The 20,791-nt window shown below is 56.3% G+C and carries 12 protein-coding genes; 5 read left to right on the top strand and 7 right to left on the bottom strand.

Features of this window, described 5'->3' with window-relative positions; all coding sequences use genetic code 11:
• Positions 1 to 5 precede the first annotated feature (5 nt).
• The 5 genes from PSR62_RS13445 to PSR62_RS13425 all read left to right on the top strand — a co-directional run bounded on the left by PSR62_RS13445 (position 6) and on the right by PSR62_RS13425 (position 9,977).
• Positions 6 to 1,265, top strand: coding sequence for an NAD(P)/FAD-dependent oxidoreductase (locus tag PSR62_RS13445; protein WP_274403523.1), 1,260 nt, complete (start codon positions 6 to 8; stop codon positions 1,263 to 1,265).
• A gap of 100 nt (positions 1,266 to 1,365) precedes the next feature.
• A complete protein-coding gene (locus PSR62_RS13440) occupies positions 1,366 to 2,292 on the top strand; it encodes an alpha/beta hydrolase family protein (RefSeq protein WP_274403522.1) in 927 nt (308 codons plus the stop codon).
• A gap of 449 nt (positions 2,293 to 2,741) precedes the next feature.
• Positions 2,742 to 4,025 (top strand): glycosyltransferase family 25 protein, encoded by a 1,284-nt coding sequence (locus PSR62_RS13435; RefSeq protein WP_274403521.1) that lies wholly within the window; start codon positions 2,742 to 2,744, stop codon positions 4,023 to 4,025.
• 422 nt (positions 4,026 to 4,447) lie between these two features.
• Entirely contained in the window at positions 4,448 to 8,569 is a 4,122-nt protein-coding gene (locus PSR62_RS13430; RefSeq protein WP_274403520.1) for a DUF1553 domain-containing protein, read from the top strand.
• Positions 8,559 to 9,977 (top strand): DUF1501 domain-containing protein, encoded by a 1,419-nt coding sequence (locus PSR62_RS13425; protein ID WP_274403519.1) that lies wholly within the window; start codon positions 8,559 to 8,561, stop codon positions 9,975 to 9,977. Before PSR62_RS13430 ends, PSR62_RS13425 begins: the two co-directional genes overlap by 11 nt.
• A gap of 611 nt (positions 9,978 to 10,588) precedes the next feature.
• Here the strand turns inward: PSR62_RS13425 and PSR62_RS13420 are convergent.
• From PSR62_RS13420 to PSR62_RS13390, 7 genes are all read right to left on the bottom strand, one after another.
• Positions 10,589 to 12,025, bottom strand: a complete 1,437-nt coding sequence (locus PSR62_RS13420; protein WP_274403518.1) for a sulfatase — start codon at positions 12,023 to 12,025, stop codon at positions 10,589 to 10,591.
• A 47-nt stretch (positions 12,026 to 12,072) separates the two neighbouring features.
• Positions 12,073 to 13,746 (bottom strand): sulfatase family protein, encoded by a 1,674-nt coding sequence (locus PSR62_RS13415; RefSeq protein ID WP_274403517.1) that lies wholly within the window; start codon positions 13,744 to 13,746, stop codon positions 12,073 to 12,075.
• Between the two features lie 135 nt (positions 13,747 to 13,881).
• Entirely contained in the window at positions 13,882 to 14,601 is a 720-nt protein-coding gene (locus PSR62_RS13410) for a family 16 glycoside hydrolase (RefSeq protein WP_274403516.1), read from the bottom strand.
• 79 nt (positions 14,602 to 14,680) lie between these two features.
• Positions 14,681 to 15,736, bottom strand: coding sequence for a 3-keto-disaccharide hydrolase (locus tag PSR62_RS13405; protein WP_274403515.1), 1,056 nt, complete (start codon positions 15,734 to 15,736; stop codon positions 14,681 to 14,683).
• A gap of 313 nt (positions 15,737 to 16,049) precedes the next feature.
• Positions 16,050 to 17,423 carry a Gfo/Idh/MocA family oxidoreductase gene (locus PSR62_RS13400; protein ID WP_274403514.1) on the bottom strand — a complete coding sequence of 458 codons (1,374 nt, stop codon included), beginning with the start codon at positions 17,421 to 17,423 and terminating at the stop codon, positions 16,050 to 16,052.
• A gap of 94 nt (positions 17,424 to 17,517) precedes the next feature.
• On the bottom strand, positions 17,518 to 19,068 hold the full coding sequence (locus tag PSR62_RS13395) for a sulfatase family protein (protein WP_274403513.1): 1,551 nt from the start codon (positions 19,066 to 19,068) through the stop codon (positions 17,518 to 17,520).
• A 57-nt stretch (positions 19,069 to 19,125) separates the two neighbouring features.
• Positions 19,126 to 20,607 (bottom strand): sulfatase family protein, encoded by a 1,482-nt coding sequence (locus tag PSR62_RS13390; RefSeq protein WP_274403512.1) that lies wholly within the window; start codon positions 20,605 to 20,607, stop codon positions 19,126 to 19,128.
• Between the last annotated feature and the right edge of the window lie 184 nt (positions 20,608 to 20,791).

Here is a 20,791-nt window from a genome sequence, read left to right as displayed (position 1 = left end):
CGATCATGAACGCCAACTCATCGTCCGAGTCCGTCACCGTTGTTGGGTCGGGCGTTGTCGGAATCGCTTGCGCTCATTATTTGGCAGAGGCCGGACTCGATGTCACCGTCATCGATCGCGGCTCCATCGCCGCAGAGTGCTCTCATGCGAACTGCGGGTACATCTGTCCCAGCCATGCGTTGCCGCTGACAGAACCGGGTGCCTTCTCGGTCGCCCTGAAATCGGTGTTCAACCCTCGGTCTCCGTTTCGAGTCAAACCGCAATTCAGTCCGGCACTCTGGAAGTGGATGCTACAATTTGCCAAACGTTGCACGCACCAACAAATGTTGGCCGCGGGCAAACCGCTGCAAGCCATCCTGGAAGCTTCGATGAGCGAATACCACTCGCTGATGGAACGATTGAAGCTGGATTGTGAATGGAAAGAAGCGGGTTTGCTGTACGTCCTGCAAACCGAACGCGGCATGGAGACATTCGCGAAAACGGATCGGTTGGTCTCCGAAGAGTTTGGGATCCCCGCCACTCGCATTGATGGGATCAACCTGCCGAAATTTGATTCCGGTTTGAAAGAGGGATTGGCCGGTGCGTTTTTGTATCCCAATGACACCTCCGTGCGTCCCGACAAACTGAACTCTCAGTGGGCGGCGAATCTACAAAGACGAGGCGTTCGGTTCGTCGAGAACTGCGAACTGAAGTCGATCCGCAAAGAAGCAGGCCAGATCGTCGCCATCGAAACCAACCAAGGCGACTTCAACAGCAACCACTTCGTTTTCGCGATGGGAGCCTGGAGCACCAAATGGGAAACGGAACTGCAATGCTCCGTCCCGGTCCAACCGGGGAAGGGCTACTCGGTCACGCTTTCGAAACCCGATCACTCGCCCCATCACGCCATTTTGTTCCCCGAACACAAGGTCGGTGTATCGCCATTCGACGAAGGGTTACGCCTCGGATCGATGATGGAATTTTCGGGCTACGACACTTCGATTCCTGAACACCGAATCCAGCAACTTCGCGATTCGGCTCGGCCCTACTTGGTCGCGTCTGTTGACGGACCGGCTCAATCGCAGTGGTATGGATGGCGACCGATGACCTGGGACAGTTTGCCGATCATCGGGGCACTCCCGCAACTCAAGAACGGTTTGCTGGCAACGGGACACAACATGCTCGGGCTCAGTCTTGCACCGGCAACGGGGCGTTTGATTGCCGAGATGGTCACCGGGAAAGAACCACACTTGGACCCAGCTCCCTATTCGCCGAGCAGGTTTTAACCGACGGCCGAGTGGATTGCGTTCAACGGACGACGGGCGGCTAAACTACAGGGACTCGTCTTCACGCCCGGTTCCCTGTCACGTCCAAGACTGCTTCCCGATGAGCCCTCGACTGTTCGCCTTCTGCTTGCTACTGCTTCGACTCGCGACTTCGACAACGGCCGAGTCACCATTGCCGGTCGATTCGAATTCGATTTTGCGAACTCCGACGGTCACAAACGGTGAACCTCAACCGGGGAAACGGGTTTCCGTCACGCCGATTGAATACGCTGGAACGGACGTCCATCACACGGTCTACCTTCCAAATGACTGGACCGCTGACGGCGAATCATTGCCGATCATTTTCGAATACACCGGCAATCACTATCCGGCATCGGGATCAACCGGCGAAGTGGCTGACGCGGGGTTGGGGTTTGGGTTGTCCGCAGGTCAATTCATTTGGGTGACGCTGCCATTCATCGGTCACGATCGTCAACGCAATCAAATCACTTGGTGGGGCGACGAGGAAGCGACGGTTGAATATGCGAAGGTCAACGTTCCTCGGATCCTCCGTCAATTTTCGGCGAATCCTGATCGTGTGTTTCTCTGCGGTTTTTCCCGTGGTGCCATCGCGGTGAACTACATCGGATTGCATGACGATGAAATCGCGAATCTTTGGACGGCGTTTGTCACCCATGACCACTTCGACGGTGTGCGTGCGTGGAAAGGGACGGATTGGGGCAGTCCCCTCGCAAACTATCAATCCGAGGCGAGCCAGCGACTCAAACGCGTGAGAGATCGCCCGTATTTGGTTTGCCAAAATGGTTCGTATGCCACCCAGGAATTTGTCGGTGACGTCCTCCCGAACGCACGAAATTTCACCTACCTGTCAGTCAAAACGACCGAAGCACTTGGCCCTTTCCCGAACGAATTCGCCAAGGCTGTGCACAACGATCGCTGGCTGAATCGCCCCAGTCGGTACCGCTCAGCAGCTTGGGATTGGATGAATCAGGTTCTGTCTGACCCAACCAACCTGACGTCGAAGTAGAACGATTCTCCCGAGGAAGATGCACTGGATTTTCTGATCATCCAAGCGATCCGACGTGTTCGACAAAATGATTGGTCAGCTCCTGGTCCGGACTCATCAAACTGGTGCGTCAAGCGGATGAGACCAAACGCTTGAATCGCTCAGGCATTGACGCTGATTGCAATTTAGATTCTTGACGCCCCGAAACGACCAGTGGCATCGGAACGAGGTGACGCGACTGGAAAAAGGGGCCTCCGACTCGGAGGCGAGCGATTCACATCCCATCCGTGGCTGACGGGTCGGCTTACCAAGCAAGGTCACCCGTTCCGAAGGCGTCAGTCGATCGACACCCATCGGTCCCCCGACGCAATGAAATCGCGATAAAATGGATCATCGAGCAAAGATTCCGTGCTGACCCGCGTCCATCACGATGGATTCCATGGTTCCCGAAAGCGAAGGAGGGCAAGTCGATGACGATGGAAATCGAGCGTGCTGTGGTGATCAATCTCGATCGCGACTCCAAGCGACTGCAACGTTTCTATCAGGCTTTGCCGGTCGATTGGCCCTTTCCCAAACCAGAGCGGTTCTCGGCATTGGATGGCTCTCGAATTCCAGGGCCGCCATGGTGGGTTGCGGGGAATGCCGCCTGGGGCTGTTTTCGCTCCCATCAGTTCGTGATCGAGCAAGCCATCAACGATCAGGTCCAGTCATTGCTCGTGATGGAAGACGACGCGTTTTGTCATCCCGAGTTCAGTGGACTCTTTCAACGGTTCGCAACGGAACTCCCAACCGATTGGCAGTGGGTTTACTTGGGCGGGCAACACATCCAAAGAGAGCGAGGTCTGCCGATCCCGATCACCGAGCATGTCTACAGGCCGTACAATGTGCATCGTAGCCACGCGTATGCGTTACGCGGTACCACCGCCATGCAAAGGGTGGTCGCTCATTTGCATGACCGTGATTCATGGGGCGAGAAACACCACATTGACCATCGTTTCGGCGAGATGCACGCAACGCTTGAGACGGGGCTGTATTGTCCCGATCGCTGGCTCATCGGACAGGAAGCGGGCTACAGCAACATCAAACGAAAGCATCTCGAAGCCAGCTTCTTTCCCGATGCACGATCGTTCTACGACCTGCCAATCGATCGGCCCGTCGTCGTGGTGATTGGAATTGATCGGAGGCACCGACTGATTGTCGCCGCCATCCTGCATCGTTTGGGCATTTCATTTGGGAATGCACCGCCACCGGGATCAATCGACCAAGCACCGGAATCCTACTGTGCGCCGGGGCTCGATACCGTTTGCAACCACTTGGTCGTTGATCCGGCGTGGCATCTTGCCAATGATGACGCGTTCCGTATTTGCCATTTGAAAATGTGGGCTGACCGGCGTTTGAAGTCCGCCAATCCAATGATGCCAATCGGTGCGACACAACCGAAACTCGCCTTGATGCATCGGGAGATTCGATCCGCGTGGCCGCACGCGATCTTGATCGTGGTCAACGCTGAAAACCCGAGACCACCGGTTGGGCTGGATGCCGTTCACCATGCTCGAGCAGTATCCGCCATTGGCCACCTTCAGCAAGAGGCGAATTGCCATCGTGTCAACGGGGAAGATTTCAAACGCCCCGATCAATTGGTCCACCAACTGACGGAGATGGTTGCGGCCGACATCAACGCATCGGATATCGCGACCGCGAAACAACTTGCCAACGAACTTTGCCGGCAGGTCGAAACAGGTGGGCAGGAATGATCGGGAAGAACCATGTGATCCGTTTGGGCGTTGGCCCCGGTTGCACGTGGGAACAGTGACGTTCGCCAAACAGTTCAAATGCCGAATGACTCCTGCTTCCCCGACCAAGACATCGCTGATCCAGCACGGCTTCACGGAACGGTTGTCCATCGTCAACCAATCGACCACCCAGGCTGGTGATCTCCTTATCAATCGGATCTCAATTCAAAGCCGGAGTTGCCTTGCGAACGGTTTGGTGGCTTCCCGCTAACCGACGGGGTACAATCCCACCTCCAAGGCCATTGCAACCCAATGCCTCCCACCCCTGTGCCCCCACAGCACCCACGAGGTCGTGACGACGCCTCGTTGCCTTCATCGCGGCCTCAATGACACCCAACAACGGTGTCTTGCCCCTCGCGGTGTCCCTTCCCCAGGCAATCCAAATGAATTCAAACCGTTGGTATGCACTGAGTTTCTTGATTGCCGCGAGCATCGCGTCAGCCTCCGCCGACGAAGCACCTTCGGATGCTCAAGTGGAGTTTTTCGAATCAAAGATCCGACCGGTGTTGGTGGACCACTGTTATGAATGCCACAACAGCGGTTCAGCTCAAGAGGGCGAGTTTGCCTTGGACTGGCGAGCCCCGCTGCGAACCGGTGGTCAGTCGGGAGCGGCGATCTCAGAGCCACCCAACGACAGTCTCCTGCTGCAGGTGATGCGACATGAAATCGAAGGGCTGGAAATGCCCGAAGGGGCCGAGAAGTTGAGCCCCGCGATTCTCGCGGACTTCGAACAATGGATCTCAATGGGGGCCCCCGATCCTCGCGACACTCCGCCATCCCCAGAAACGCTCGCCAAGTCCACGTCTTGGGAGGCGGTACGAAACAAGCGTGCCGAGTGGTGGAGTTTTCAACCGATCCGCGAGGTTCACCCCCCTGACGTGAATCAAGACTGGTCCGATCAACCGATCGATCGATTTGTGTATCGCAAGATGCACGCCGAAGGTTTGCCTCCCGCCCCGCAGGCCGATCGTGTGACGCTGATCCGAAGGCTGCACTTCGCCTTGATTGGATTGCCGCCCACTCCATCGCAAATCGATGCGTTTGTGAAGGATGCCTCCCCCGATGCCTATGAAACGCTTGTCGATCGACTACTCGAGTCGCCCCATTTCGGAGAACGTTGGGCACGCCATTGGATGGACTGGTTTCGATATGCTCAGTCACACGGAAGCGAAGGCGATCCGGAAATCGTCGGAGCCGATTTGTACCGCGACTACTTGATTCGTGCTCTCAATGCTGACGTCCCCTACGACCAGCTGATCCGCGAACACATCGCTGGGGACCAACTGTCGCAACCACGGATCAATCCCGAACTTGGCATCAATGAGTCGATGATTGGGACGGCCCACTGGCGGATGGTTTTTCATGGCTTCGCTCCCACCGATGCCTTGGACGAGCGGGTGCGATTCACGGACGATGCGATCGATGTCGTCAGCAAAGCGGTGTTCGGATTGACCGTTTCGTGCGCACGCTGCCACAACCACAAGTTCGATGCGATTAGCCAAGCCGACTACTACGCGCTCGCCGGAATCGTTGGTTCCACGCGGCCCGCCCGGGCCGCAATCGATCTGCCACAACGCTTGAACATTCATCGTGACTCACTCGCCAAGCTGAAACCATCGATTCGCGATGCGATCATTGCTGACTGGCAACTCGCAGCCGAACAAGTCGTCTCTCGACTGCAGGACACGATCGCCAACCCGACGCCATCAGAAACGCCCCGTGCGTTCGTTGAACTCGGGACTTCCCTGCAGCGTGAAATTGAAGCGGGGTCGTCATTCGAAGAAGCTTGGCAACGCCGGGTCCAGCAGCACGATGCACTGTTGGGAAAGCAGCGTCAGTTTGCGGAACAATCCTTCGCTCACCATTGGAACCTGGCATTCGAACAGCCCGCCAACGAGTGGTTTGCCTACGGAGCAGGACTCGTCGATCAGGCGAGCGCGGATCACCAACCGACCCCCACACCGGCTGGAGAATTCTCTGTGTCGGTCAGTGATTCCAACGCGGCCATTCGCGCAATCTATCCTGCGGGACTGTTCTCACACCTGCTCAGCGACAAACTTCCCGGTGTGCTGACCTCGACCGACTTCCGCGTGGGCGAGGGGCAGCGTTTATGGTTGCAAATCGCAGGCGATGGCTTGGCGTCCAATCGCTATGTGGTCCAGAACTACCCTCGCAACGGAACGGTCTACCCGGTCAACCAGTTGGCAGGGCCTCGAGCAAAGCAATGGCATTGGCAGGAGTTTGATCTCGGTTATTGGCAAGGCGATGCAACCCACATCGAATTGACCACCGCCCGGGACGCCCCCTTGCTAGTCAAGAACAGCGACCGATCCTGGTTTGGAATTCGTCAAGCGATTGTTACCGGGGCAGGGCAAACGCCACCGGTCGACTTCCACGAGTCGCAGACACTCGTTTTTCAAGCGGCAAAATCCAGAAACATTCAGTCGATGGAAGATCTTGCGACGCTTTACCAGGATATCATCATGCAAGCGGTGGAAGCTTGGTACGACGAAACCATCGACGATTCGCAAGCCTTGCTGTTGGACGCATGTTTGCAACACAACCTGCTTCCCAACACGCTGGCTCAGCTTCCCAAGGCCAGACCGCTGATTGAACGCTACCGCCAATTGGAAGCGGAAATTCCTGTCGCGGTGCGGATCCCAACCGTTGCAGAATGGAAGGGGCAGGACCAAGCGTTGTATCTTCGCGGCGACCACAAACAGCCAGGTGTTACCATCCCCAGGCGATTCCTGGAGGCGTTTGATGACACACCTTATCCAACCCAGCTCAGCGGTCGCAGCCAATTTGCGGAAGACCTCCTCAGTGAGGACAATCCGTTGACAGCTCGCGTGCTCGTCAACCGCCTGTGGCACCATCTGTTTGGCCGCGGCATTGTGGCAACGACGGACAACTTTGGGCGACTGGGGGATCAGCCAACGCATCCTGAACTATTGGACTACCTCGCCAATCAATTCCGCCAAGAAGGCTGGTCGCTCAAAAGAACGATTCGACAAATCGTGACCTCGAAGACGTGGAGGCAGCAGTCCCAACCAACCGAAGCCGCTCAGCAAATCGACCCTAAAAACCGGTTGCTCTCCTATCGAAACACCACACGATTGGATGCCGAAGCGATTCGAGATGCGTTGCTATTTGTATCTGGCCGTTTGCAGACGACTCCGCCGCCTGGTTCTGTTGCTGGCAACAGCGATCGTCGTTCGGTCTACGTGCGTGTGATCCGCAACAACATGGATCCATTCCTGGCCAGCTTCGATGCTCCGGTCCCGTTTTCCTGCAAAGGGCGTCGCGATGTGACGAATGTTCCTGCCCAAGCTTTGATGATGCTCAACAGTCCGTTTGGAATCAGCACTGCGAAATCGTCCGCCAACAACATTTTGTCCGATCCATCGCTGACAGAGACTCCCTCCAGAATTCGGACCAGTTGGCGACGCCATTTCGGACGCGAACCAACTCCATCGCAGTTGGCTGCGGCGAGCGACTTCCTGCATCAAAGCGAATTGGGCAACGAGGCCCTCCGCAAAAAGATCCAGCGGCTCGACCAGGAAATTGCCGAAGCAACCAACGAGATCGACGCGATCATCCGCCCGGCTCGTCAACAATTGATCGCGACAAAACGCAACAGCCGCGACACGGACTCGGCGCAATCCTCCGCGACCAATGCCGTCGAGCCTGCGGCGCCACGGCCGATGAGGGAATGGAATTTTCATGCATTGGCCGATTCTTCCTCCGCGGCGGAGGGACTGACACTGCACGGTTCAGCAGCGCTGCGTGAGGGAGCGTTGATCCTCGATGGAAATGGCTGGGCCGTTGCGGATCCCTTGCCAGTGCCTCTGTCCAGCAAATCGCTCGAAGTCATTGTGCAATTGGATGACCTGAAACAGACCGGTGGGGCAGCGATCTCCGTCCAAACGACCGATGGCGTGCTGTTCGATGCGATCGTGTTCAGCGAACGCGAACCACAGAAGTGGATGAACGGAAGCGACAACAGCAAACGGACACAGAGTTTCCGCGGCACCGCCGAGGACGTGGCCGATACGGAACCAGTTCATCTCGTGTTGACCTACAGCAACGAGGGAAGAATCACTTGCTATCGCAATGGTCAGGTATACGGAACGGCCTACCAAACGAAGCTGCAAACTTTCCCAGCGGATCGCTCGCACGTGATCTTCGGGATGCGTCATGGAACCACCTTCAACCAAAGTCGAATGCTGAAGGGACGCCTCTTCACAGCCAAACTCTACGATCACGCGTTGTCGTCCACCCAGGTCGAACACTTGGCGAACCATGCCACGCACGTCGTTTCGCGTCAGGCCGTCATCGACTCTCTCTCTCCGGCAACACGCGACCGGCTGCTCACTCTCGAAGAGCAGCGAGCCGAACATCAAAGGCAACGTGACGAGTGCCCAGCCTTCCCGGAACCGCAGCAGCACTGGATCGATTTCACGCACGCACTGATCAACATGAAGGAGTTCCTCTATGTCCGCTGATCCCTCCTCGCCCAATCTCGCCTCCCGTCGACGCTGGTTGCAAACCTGCAGCAGTGGTTTTGGCATGCTAGCCCTGTCGAGCATGCAGCACCACCTGAATGCGGCTCCGGCAAATCTTGCGATTCAACCCAAAGCGACCAAGGTCATCCTGTGTTACATGTCAGGTGGAGTGTCGCATGTCGATTCGTTCGACCCGAAACCGGAACTGCGAAAGCGGCATGGCCAAGCGATGCCAGGCAAAATTGAAAAGACTCAGTTCAACAACAATGGTTCCATCTTTGGCAGCCCGTTTGCATTCAACCGCAACGGAGAGAGTGGACTCGAAGTCAGCGATCTGTTTCCTGAAATTGGAAAGTGCGCGGATCACCTGGCTGTAGTTCGTTCGGCAACCACCACGGTGAACGAGCACTCTCAAGGAAACTACGTGGCTCACACCGGATTCCCTTTTCTAGGGCACCCCAGCGCGGGAGCCTGGATCAGCTACGGGCTTGGAACCGCCAATGAAAATCTGCCCAGCTTTGTTGTCTTGCAAAGCGACGGTGGCCTTCCGCCTCTGGGCGGGGCCGGGGTGTTCAGCAGTGGTTACCTGCCCGCCCAACACCAGGCGTCCATTCTGCAAGCCGACCGACCAGAACCGATCCCTCACATCCAGCCTGCTCAAGCAGCCTCCATGCAGCGACGGCAACTGGATTTTGTCGCACAAATCGATCAAGCGTTCGCGGCACAATCCCGGGACCAACAGGTCGATGCGGCGATCAAGAACTATGAAACCGCGTTTCGAATGCAGTCCTCTGTCCCCGAGATCTGTGACATTTCCGACGAGACTGCCGCAACTCTCAAGTTGTATGGCATCGATGATGCCGATCCGATGACGGCTGCGTATGGGAAACAAGCCCTGCTGGCTCGCAAGTTGGTTGAAAAAGGCGTCCGCTTCGTTGAATTGTCATGCGTCTCGCCGGAGACCGTTGCCCCCGCCTCCTCGCACCCCTGGGACCAACACGGTGATTTGGAAAAAGGTCATCGCGCGATGGCACATGAGGTCGATCGCCCGATCGCCGGACTGATCCAAGACCTGGACGCGCGCGGGTTGCTGGACGATACCTTGGTCGTGTTCACAGGGGAGTTCGGCAGAACTCCATTCTCTCAAGGGTCAGCTGGCCGGGACCACAATCCGTTTGGCTTCAGCATGTGGCTGGCGGGGGGCGGCATTCGCGGCGGAACGGTCTACGGCGCGACGGACGAACTGGGATACCATGCCGTCGAAAACCCGTGCACGTTTTATGACTTGTGGGCAACCGTTTTGCACCAACTGGGAATCGACCATGAACAACTGACCTTCCGCAGCGGCGGCCGCGATTTCCGGCTCACCGATGTTCACGGAAACGTTCTCCACGAGATCCTGGCTTGAGTGCAACCTCGCGGTTTGACAAGTCGCCAGTTGTGTGGCAACAACTCAGTCCTGAACTGGCCCCAGAGGCAAATGCACGTTGAACGAATGCAGCTTCTCTTTGGTTTCCTCGGCCGCGCAAAACAGCACGGCAGGCTCAATCATTGAATGCTAAGCAGGTCGGCTGGAATGATCGGGCACAACCATGTGAGCCGTTTGGGCGTTCGCCTGGGCTGTCAAAAGGTTGGTATTGACACCGCTTTGGACTGCGCAGGTTTCGTTCCTCGACTTCGCCCCAACGGGGCAGCCCTATGCCAGCCCAGGGCAACGCCCTGGGTTGTGGCGGGACCAAGATTACAAAGCCCCAACGGGGGCGGTCCTAGCAGGTTTTGGGGAGTCTTTCTTAGGGCCGCCCCGTTGGGGCTGGTGTCTGAATCTCCGTAACGAAACCCCAGGCGATGCCTGGGGCTATCTTAGAGCTACCCCGTTGGGGCGTAGGACAGAATAAAAATCAATGTCGCATTTTCCGTGTCAATACCAACCTTTTGACAGTCCAGCGTTCGCCCCGGTTGCGCGTGAAAACCGTGGCTAACGCCAACGGCTCACATACCCGATGACACCTGCGTACCTGCTTAATCCAGATCCGGCCGAGCACGTTCTCCTCGGGAGGCTTTCTCGACGGCTTCGTTTCGCGTGTTCTCTTCCTTCCGAACGTTAGCGCCGTGGGCGTCGCTCCACTTCGGCGGCACGTTGCGGGCGTCCCAGGCCTCCATCATTCGAGATAGCCGAGCCACTTGTTCGGGGTGCTGCTCAGCCAAATCTTCGCGTTCCCAAGGGTCGTTCGCCAAATCAAACAGCAGCTTCCGATCTTTGTAGCGACTGTCGATCAGCTTCCAATCGCCGTCGCGAACGGCATAGCCATACGAATCGTCGCCCATTGAATATCGCCAGAACAAAGGCCGCTCTGGCAAACGTTGTTCGGCATCGGTTAGCACAGGCAACAAATTCTGGCCATCGAGTTTGTCATTCTGAGATGGATCCATCCCCGCAGCCGCCAGTGCGGTGGGAAACAAATCGAGCGCCGTGATCGGCGATTCCTCTTTCATGCCACTCCGAACCGTTCCCGGCCAAGAAACCAAGAAAGGCACGCGAATGCCGCCTTCAAACAGCATGCCTTTGTGACCTCGATAAGGAAAGTTCACCGCATGCTCGCGCCGTCCACCGTTGTCACTGTAGAAGATGATCATCGTGTTTTCGCCCAAACCCGATTCGTGAATTTGGTCGACCACTCGGCCGATGCCCTCGTCCATCCCGGCCACCATCGCTCCGTAAACGGCACGCCCTCCGTACTCGATGTGGGCCGTCTTCTGAAGGTGCGCTCGCGTCGCGTGGTCAGGTGCATGCGGCGCGTTGTAGGCCAGGTACAAAAAGAACGGCTCGGTCTCATGCCGCTGAATGAACTTGACCGCTTCGGTCGAAAAGTCATCGGTCAAATGGGTCAACGTTGCGGGGTCCACCGGTTCGTCACCTCGGTGCACGCCCAACAATGGATCCTTCTTGCCCAAGTCACCCCAGTAACTGAATCCGCCCCCACTGAAACCAAACCATTCATCAAACCCACGACGATTTGGCCAGAACGGTTTCGCATCGCCCAAATGCCATTTCCCGATTGCTCCAGTGACGTAGCCCGCTTCTTTCAAGGCATCTGCCAATGTCGTTTCCGAGAGCGGCATGCCCGGCGTGTCTTCGCCGTGCCACTGCGTATCCGGTTCCGGATTGGACTCGTGACCAAAACGTTGTTGATGGCGGCCCGTCAACAATCCAGCGCGGCTGGGGCTGCAATACGGATGCGACGCATAACCGTTGGTGAAGACCACACCCGATGCCGCCAGTTCATCCAAATGCGGCGTCGGAATTTCCTTGCATCCATTGAAACCAACGTCGCTGTAACCGAGATCATCCGCCACGATCAAAACAATGTTCGGGCGATCCTTCGCACAGACAACCGACGTTGAAAGGCCGAGCAGGACCGCCAACAACGACAATAAAAGACGACTTTGTTTCAACATGAGAGCTCTGACTGGAAGAATGGGAATTGAATTGGCAACGAAGTCCATCACTTCGATTTGTAATCTTTCTCGCTATCGACCGTGTAGCGAAGCACCGCCGGGAATCCTTCGCCGCGAGCTTCCGTGAGTTGCTGCTTCCAAACGCTGCGAAGCGTCTCCAATTGAGTCTTCACGGCGGGATTGTCGATCAGATTGTTCAGCTCGTCCGGATCGCTTTCGAGATCAAATAGTTCTTCGTGAATGGGTTCCTCGCCACGCAAAGACGCTTCCGCATGATTCCGGTACACCGCGATCTCGTTGTCATGGATGCCATAGAGCATGGTTGACGACTTGATGCCGAGATCCTTGGCCACCTGCATCTTGACGGAAGCAGGCACACTGTCATTTCGGTAATACCGAATGTATTTCCAGCGTTTGTCTTGAACCGCTTCGATACGCGGGTTTCCGAAATGGGTCACCCAGAGGTTCTCCGTGAAAACGTGATCACGAATCGCACCGCCATCGCCACTCAACAACGGCCGCATCGATTTGCCTTGAAACGTTGCCGGCGTTTTGATGTCGGCCAGATCCAGCATCGTGGCGGCGATGTCGATCGTTTGCACCAATTCGTTGCAACGAGCCCCTTTCAAGACGGCAGGCAACTCCGGATCGTAAACGATCAAAGGGACGTGGGTCGTCTGCTCATAGCACAATGCCTTTCCACCCAGACCATGCTGCCCCATGAACAAACCGTGGTCGGAACAAAAGAGGATGATCGTGTTGTCATCCACCCCTTCGGTTTCCAACTTGGTCCGCAAGTTCCCGATCAGACGATCGATTCCTGTCAGCGATTGCATTTGCCGGATGATACGTTCTTTCAACAGTTCAGGCGTGTCGACAAAGTTGTAGCTGGCCTGCCGTTCGCTGGCCCGCAGCACCTCAGCAGGCAAACGCGGCGTCTTGATCTCATCCTTGGCGACGTAGTGCTTTGGCAGCGGAATGTCGATGTCACGGTAGAGAGACTTGTAAATCTCGTCGTCACTTTCTCGCTGCTGCATGCTGCCCGTTCCTGCACTGTGCGGCAGGTTCAAACAAATGCTCAAGCAAAACGGTTTGTCCGCAGGACGTTCCTCCAGGAATCGCACCGCGCCGTCCAGGCGATGCTCATACGAAAGGAAGTCCTGAGCCCCCTCATTGACGATTTCGACCTGAGTGTCGTACGCCGCTCCTTCGAAGATCTCATGGACGTCTTTGGGATAGAAACGAATGTGTCCGTGTCCCGCGTAGAAGTAATCAAACGACTCTTCCATCAATCCGCTGTTGTAACCGCCTTTCCCGATCGGCGCGTGGTTCTTGCCGACATAGCCGGTGTAGTACCCGTTGTCTCGCATGACCACCGGACAAGACTTGGCCCAGGCTTCCGGTGCGACGCTGGTTCCGGAGTTGAAGTTCACGCCGTGCTTGCGTTCGTACTGGCTGAGAAAGATCGAGATCCGACTCGGAGTGCAGATCGCGCTGGTCACATACGCTCGATCAAAGAAGATCCCTTCGCGAGCCAATTGGTCAATATTGGGCGTTCGAGTCAACTCGTTGCCATCGCATCCCATCATGCCGTAAGACTGATCATCCGTCAGAACAAACAGAAAATTAGGCCGCGAATCGGCACCCACCGCGTTCGATGAAAAGATCGCGGCGAATATCAAACACAAAGGCGTGAGAATGAATGGAGATTGTTTTCTCATGGATTCATATTAGAAGAGGGCAGGGAAGTGGATCGAAGCAGACAGGGACTGAGCGGAAAACAAGCGGCATAGGCTTCCAGCCTGTGATTGCGCGGAACACAGGCTGGAAGCCTATGCCACACTATCAATCGAATCTCACTCCGTCGCGAAAACTTTCAGGTTGTCAAAATCAATGGTGGTTCCATTCACCGTCATCCCAAATTGGGTCTTGGTCGGGTGAGCGAATCCGGGCGAGTCCAACGTGACAACTTGTTTGCCATCCAAATGCACGGTCATCACGGTTCCGCGAATGATCACTTCCAAATGATGCCATTCTCCTTGCTTCGCACTGATTTCGGCGGATGCCTGCGTGCGAGCCAACAGCGAATCCAACGCCTTTTGTTCTTCCGCCGGCAATGACTTCTGCTTGCGTTTCTCACGAACTTCCAGGTTCATGGATCCCAGTTTGTCATCGCTAATCGAGATCCGTTTGGGCGATACAGATGCACGCGCGACGTGTCCCGCGTGCACGGACTTTTCATTGTTGTCATCGATCACGAAGTTGAAACGACTTCCACCACTAAACCGGAAGTCAAACGACACATGAAGATCACCAAACTCCATTTGCTTTCGCATGGTGGAACCATGGTCGTCCCGAACTTGTTCGCCAAACAAAACCCCGTCGCGAATGTTCCATCCGGCCTCCATCCCACGTCCGGTCCGGTATCCTTCGCCCAATTCCGAACGACCTTCGAAGTCATCCTCGAATAGGACTTTTGTTTCGGGCGTTACCGAGGACGCGTCGTCAGCGACAAGCGTTGAGAGTGTCGCGAAAGCGATCGTCGCAAACGCGACCACGAGGACAGATCGAGACATAGGGTTGGGCGTTTGGGAAGAGAGGAGGAGAGAGTGATGGAAGGACAATGGTGGAGAGGTCGGCACTTCGCTGAATTCGCTACTGGTCCGTTGGCGATCGTGGAACGATCCAAATGTTGCGGAACCGATTGGGATTGCCGTGGTTTTGAAGGTAGATCGGTCCTTCGCCCACCTCGGGTCGCGGCCCCGCCGGACCGCCGCCGGTTCCCCTGGGCAATTCGACTTGATCGTGAAGCAAGACCCCATTTTGGGTCACCGAGATGACCGCGGGCGTGACTTTCTTTCCGTTCTCAAATCTCGCCGCGGTGAAATCAATTTCCATGCTCTGCCACGCCAGCGGTGGCAAGCAGACATTCCAATCGGCTTCGCGAATTCCGTAGATGCTTCCGCACCAAGTGTTGACGGGTTTCAACATGTCCATGTCTTGCCAGGCCCGAGGATTGGGATCCAAACCGAAGTTGTCCGATATTTGGACTTCATAAGCCCCCACCGCAAAGACGCCACTGTTCCCGCGATGCGGATGGCTGATCGGTGGTTCGGGTTTCAAAGGGATCATGAACTCGAGGTAGAGCCGAAAGTCCCGGAACGTGTCCTTGGTTCGCGCCCCGGCTTTGAGAACGCCATCCTCAATCTTGCCATTCTGCCACGCTTGAGTGTTGCTGCCATCGAACAACACAATCGCATTGGCCGGTGGCTTCTTTCCAACGACTGCTGCACTGCGATCGACCTTTTGCCAGCCCGCGACACGCGACTGGATCCCCTCGCGATCCAACCACTCATGCACAATCGGTTTGCCATTCCAACCGGTGCCGGGGAACCCACCATCGTAAATGGAAACGTAGAAGCGACCTTCGGATGGCGTGACCTGCATCGCCTGATCGTCTTGGACAAACTCACCCACAAACTCAAAACCATCCCATTCCTTTGAGGCCTTGGCAGCGTCCGTCCAGACAGCTGCGTTCGGGTACGGTTGAATTCGTGGCTTGGGTTTGGAACTGGTGTCCTCCGCCATCACTGCCATTCCCGAACAGCAAACAATCCAAGCGACAACAAGGCGACGGACGATCAATGGCAGACAACGATTCATGGGCATGGGCGTGACAACTGGAGTGATGGAGATTCGGTCGAATGACATTGACTCGGCAAGAACGCAACGGCTCGAAGCACGTGGGCAGGAATGATCGGGCATAGCCATCTGAGCCGTTTGGGCGTTCGCCGAATGGCACTTACTTCACCCTCCCTCTGGGAGGGTCGGCCCGCTTCGGGCCGGGGAGGGTGAACCTAAAACCCGGTGTGTAGCCCTCCCCTCGCTTCGCTCGACCCTCCCAGGGGGAGGGTGAATTTGTAAAGTAAGTGCCATTCGGCGTTAGCCCCGGTTGAACGTGGGAACAGTGGTGTTTGCCATGACTGTTCAAATGCCGAAAGACTCCTGCCGACCTGTTTAGGAATCACATGTCGATTTCGTAGCCGGCCCGGTACGGTCGTTTCATCATCGCAGCGGCCTGCTCATCCCCCACGACACTTTCGGTTGCTTGATCCCACTCGACCTTGCGTCCCAACCGACAACAGATACCGGCCAAGTGGCACACGTTGAGCATTTTCATGTGAGAATGCACGTCGGAAATCGGCAGCACACGATTGTCGATCGCGTGCATGAAGTTGGCCCAGTGTGCTGGACGATCATTTCCTTCCATCGGCATCCCGCGATAGATTTTGGCAATCGCGTCTTCGGCCAGCGGGTTCGTCTTCAAATCCTCGACGGGTTTGCCAACCAGCTTGCCACGATTGACGAAGATTCGGCCGCGTTCGCCTTCAAACAAGATCCCGTTGTCGACGTCGTGGCGAATGTTCATCTCGACATCACCATCCGCAAACGCCACCTTCAGATCAAACGTTCGCGCGGTGTTGTAGCGATTGTTTTGCAGCGGCATCCCATCGCGAAATTCAACGTCGTGTTGGGCGGTCCCATCGACCGACACGGGATCGTTGCTCTGTCCTGCTGCCGCGATCCCCAACATGGCGATGTCGACGTGGTGGGCGCCCCAGTCGGTTAGTTTGCCACCGGAATGTTCGTACCACCAACGAAAATGGGTGTGCCCGTTGGTGTAATTCTTATCCGACCGCTTGGCGTCTAACGCGTAGCGATATTCCATTTCAGGGCCCGGGCCCAACCAACGATCCCAATCCAATCCCTCGGGCACCTCTGCCACCGGAATCTCCGGACTCCATCCCCCCGCATCAATTCCGACGACCAGGCGTTTGAGTTTGCCGAGTCGTCCTTCCGCGATGATCGCCAGAGCATGATTGAACTTGTCAAAACTGCTGCGCTGCTGCGTTCCAACTTGCACAACACGTCCGGTCTGCTGCTGGACTTTCCGAACCAGTTTGCCTTCGTCGATCGTCAAGGTCAGCGGCTTTTCGCAGTAGGCATCTTTGCCCGCCAACATCGCCTCAATCAAAATTTTCGCGTGCCAGTGATCTGGCGTTGAGATCTGAACCAAGTCGATGTCATCACGGGAAAGCACCTCGCGATAGTCGCGAAACAATTCTGCTTTGCCATCACACAGCAACTCATTGCCGTATTTCAGATGCTCTTGGTCCACATCGCACAGCGCGACCAAGTCCGCGAATTCTTTGCCCACCGGAGCGGTTCGTGTCCCGTTCCCTCCTACCCCGATCAACGCAAATCGCTTGCGTTCATTCGGTGATTTCGCGAGAGATTGCCGAGCGGGCAATGCCCATGGAGTCAGGGTCGCCGCAGAAGCAACACCAGCGGTCTTCAGAAAATCACGACGAGACTTCGAGGCTTGAGCAATGTTCATGAAAAACTCGGTTGCTGCGGCTTTAGATTGAGGGTTCGGGAAGCGTCGTCCATCGACGATTGTCAGTCAAGAAATGTCCTGACCAACACAAGCGTCACTTCTTTTTCTTTTGATTTCGTTGCTGTTCGCGAATCGTCACGCCTGGTCGTTGCATTTTCGAATTCACATCGCGGAAAACCCAGGGCTCCCAAGCTTTGCGAGCGAGTTCCCATTGCGCTAGTGTGCGGGTCGGGTACCAACTCGGCCATCCGAATTTTTCGTAGTCGTACTTGTCCGCATTCGCGTGAGCCCATTCGTCCACCGAACCGGCAGGCAGCGATTCGGGGAAGACATCCAAGGCACGAAAGTCGTCGCTGACGCCTTGATCAAGGATCACCTCATTTCGCCAGCGGTTGAGTTCCTGAAGCATTTCCTCGCGAACACTGGCGTACTTGGGATCCTCGGCGACGTTGTGAACTTCGTGCGGATCGGTTCGCAAGTCGTACAGTTCCAACTCTGGTTTGGACGCGGCGAAAAATGCCGCTTGTTCGGGGGTGAGTTCACCACGCATGTGCATGACGTTCATTTCGGCCAGCACCGGGTAGGCCCCTTCCTTGTACTGGTTGTATTGGCAGTAGGCTCGCTCGGGCATCAAGTTATGGATCAGCTTGAAATCAGCAGAACGGATCGCTCGCATCGCATCGTGCGTTTCGTCCATTTTGTCGCGGGCTGCGAAGACGTACTGACGATTCCGAACCTCTTCGCTCAACAGATTTTTGCCATGCAATGGCACGGGAGCTTCGATTCCGGCGGCTTCCAAGATCGTGGCGCAAATGTCAATCGACATCACCATCTCATCGCTGACGTCGCCCGGAGTGACTTTGCCAGGCCAACGCATGATCATGGGAATACGAATCCCACCGTCGTAAAGAAATTGCTTGCCGCGAATGTGACATCGACCATGATCGCCGATGAAGAAGACGATCGTGTTGTCAGCAAGGCCTTCCTCGCTCAAACGCTGCAGCAGCTGCCCCACCTCGCGGTCGACCAATTGCATCTGTTCCAAACCATTCGCCCAATCCCGTCTGACAAATGGCGTGTCGGGATAGTAAGGCGGCAACTCAACATCTTCAATTGTGATCGGCCGTTGCGGGTCACGCTTCCATTGCCGGTGAGTGCCACCGAACGTGATCCGAGCAAAGAAGGGTTGTCCGTCAGCTCTTTGTTTCCAATCGGTGCCCTCGAACAACTCGTCCTTCCGATGGGGCACGAAATTGCAGTCGGTTTTGTAGCTCATCAAAGCGGTGAAGTAGCCCGCATCGGCAAACAGATGCGGGATCGGACGGACGCCATGCGGCAACGGTTGTTTGTCATATTCGCGGTGTTGATTGGCACCGATGTAGTTCTGATGGAACCCCGTCATCATCGCTGAACGCGAGGTCGAACAAACCGGAGAAGTCGTGAAAGCACGTTCGTAGCGGATTCCTTCGGAAGCCAGTTTGTCCACGTTGGGGGTGTGAATGCCTTTCGTGCCGTAACAAGACAGGTCTGCCGACCAATCTTCGATGGTGATCCAAAGGACGTTGGGGCGGTCATCCGCGAACGTGGAAACCGCGTCCACGGCACCGATGGCGAAAACCAAAAGAGCAGGAAGGATGTATTTCATGGGGAAACTGAAATTGGGTGGGGATGGTGAATGAAAAGGTCCGTCGATCAAGTGGGCTCAATAGGCCCCGTTCGTTCCGAACATTTCCTTCTTAGAGGGACGCGGGCGGACGCGAACGGAGTGGTCCGGCTCGCCCGTTACACGGTCAAACTCATCAGGCGTTCGGCGACTCGGCAGGTAGTCGCCGGTTCGCTCGGTCCAATCGGCGAGTGCCGACTGCAATTGAGCACGCACAGATTGATAGGCGGGATCATCCAATCGGTTTTGCAGTTCCCCCGGATCACGCTGCAGGTCATAGAGTTCCCATTTCGCGCGAGGCGAGCTGAAACAAGCCTCCTGCTCCGGCGTGAGTTCTCCCGCGTCATGCAGACGCAGCATGGCTTGCCAAGTCAGGCCTCGTCCCGCGTCAGCGGATGGCGTCGGAGGCAGATCGACATAGTCGTTGCGAATCAATTTGTATTGCTGCGTCGCAACGGCGCGAGCGTGATCCTCGTAATCGTGCCAGTGATCTTCCGCAAAGGCGAATTCGCGATGCGGTTGAGTGCTGTCTTTCAAAACCGGAACAAAACTTTGACTGGATGCGGAGAACGTTTCACCGCCTTCTACTCCAGCCAATTCCAGGAATGTGGCACCAATGTCGACCGCACTGACCAGGGCCTTCGTCGTCTGGCCCGCCTGGACTTGATCGGGATAGCGAACGATCCACGGAGTGCGAATCCCTCCGTCGTAGAGAGACGTCTTGTCCCGAGGAAACGGACGCCCATTGTCGCTGATGAAAAGCACCACCGTGCTGTCATCAACGCCCTGTTCCTTCAGCTTCTGCATGACCTTGCCGACATAAAGGTCCAAGCGACCAATCTCGTCATAGTAAAGCCGCAGGTCTTCGCGAACATCAGCCACATCCGGAAGGTGAGCCGGAACAATGACATCGTCATGAGTGTGGGGTGGATCCAACGCCCCGTCGTTGTATTCGCGGTGCGGGTCCAGAGCCGCCAACCACAGGAAAAAGGGTTGATCTTTGGGACGTTCCTCACAGGCTCGCTCCCAATCTTCGCAGCCGCTGGGCTGCGCCGCGATCATTTTCGCGGGCTGGCCGTCTTTGCCGGACGGCAACACAAAACCAGCCGTGGAGGCTTCGTAGATTTTGTCAAAATGATCACGAACGGCGTCACCCATGTGCCACTTGCCTGCCGCGGCGGTGTAGTAACCGGAAGCCTGCAAACGCTCGACAAACGTGTCACTATTTTCGGGCAACGGCCAATGCAATTGCTCGGCCCCCGTGTTGTGTGGGTACTTGCCCGTGATGATGCTGGCCCGGGACGGGCTGCATGAGTTGGTGGTCAGGTAGGCGTGTTCAAAACGCATGCCCTCCGCCGCCAATCGATCAATGTTGGGCGTGCGGATGGCCGGGTGCCCATAGGCCCCGCAATCATCCCAGTTCATGTCATCCGCGATGATCAGAACAAGGTTGGGAGGGGACTGAGCCACCACGGACGAGGTGATGCAACAAACAAGCAGAGCAACAAAGAATCGGTGCACGAGAATCCAGCGGAACAGAGGCGGGCAAACGTTCGCACACTCGAAAGAACACGAACATCAACGGCGAGGCCTCGAGTCGATGCGATTCACCCCAGGGGCGTTCACCACACCCTTGGGAGCTTCCAGCTGTCGATCACCGAGCCTTCAACGGGCTGCCAGTCTACACCGAGTCGACGATTCTGGC

The sequence above is a fragment of the Rhodopirellula sp. P2 genome (assembly GCF_028768465.1).
Lineage (GTDB): Bacteria > Planctomycetota > Planctomycetia > Pirellulales > Pirellulaceae > Rhodopirellula.
This window is presented reverse-complemented; position numbering and strand designations above follow the sequence as displayed.

Coding starts and splice junctions, on each gene's coding strand:
- PSR62_RS13400 (WP_274403514.1), bottom strand. CDS start 17,423: ATGAACATTGCTCAAGCCTCGAAGTCTCGTCGTGATTTTCTGAAGACC.
- PSR62_RS13445 (WP_274403523.1), top strand. CDS start 6: ATGAACGCCAACTCATCGTCCGAGTCCGTCACCGTTGTTGGGTCGGGC.
- PSR62_RS13420 (WP_274403518.1), bottom strand. CDS start 12,025: ATGTTGAAACAAAGTCGTCTTTTATTGTCGTTGTTGGCGGTCCTGCTC.
- PSR62_RS13435 (WP_274403521.1), top strand. CDS start 2,742: ATGACGATGGAAATCGAGCGTGCTGTGGTGATCAATCTCGATCGCGAC.
- PSR62_RS13440 (WP_274403522.1), top strand. CDS start 1,366: ATGAGCCCTCGACTGTTCGCCTTCTGCTTGCTACTGCTTCGACTCGCG.
- PSR62_RS13415 (WP_274403517.1), bottom strand. CDS start 13,746: ATGAGAAAACAATCTCCATTCATTCTCACGCCTTTGTGTTTGATATTC.
- PSR62_RS13395 (WP_274403513.1), bottom strand. CDS start 19,068: ATGAAATACATCCTTCCTGCTCTTTTGGTTTTCGCCATCGGTGCCGTG.
- PSR62_RS13425 (WP_274403519.1), top strand. CDS start 8,559: ATGTCCGCTGATCCCTCCTCGCCCAATCTCGCCTCCCGTCGACGCTGG.
- PSR62_RS13430 (WP_274403520.1), top strand. CDS start 4,448: ATGAATTCAAACCGTTGGTATGCACTGAGTTTCTTGATTGCCGCGAGC.
- PSR62_RS13410 (WP_274403516.1), bottom strand. CDS start 14,601: ATGTCTCGATCTGTCCTCGTGGTCGCGTTTGCGACGATCGCTTTCGCG.
- PSR62_RS13405 (WP_274403515.1), bottom strand. CDS start 15,736: ATGTCATTCGACCGAATCTCCATCACTCCAGTTGTCACGCCCATGCCC.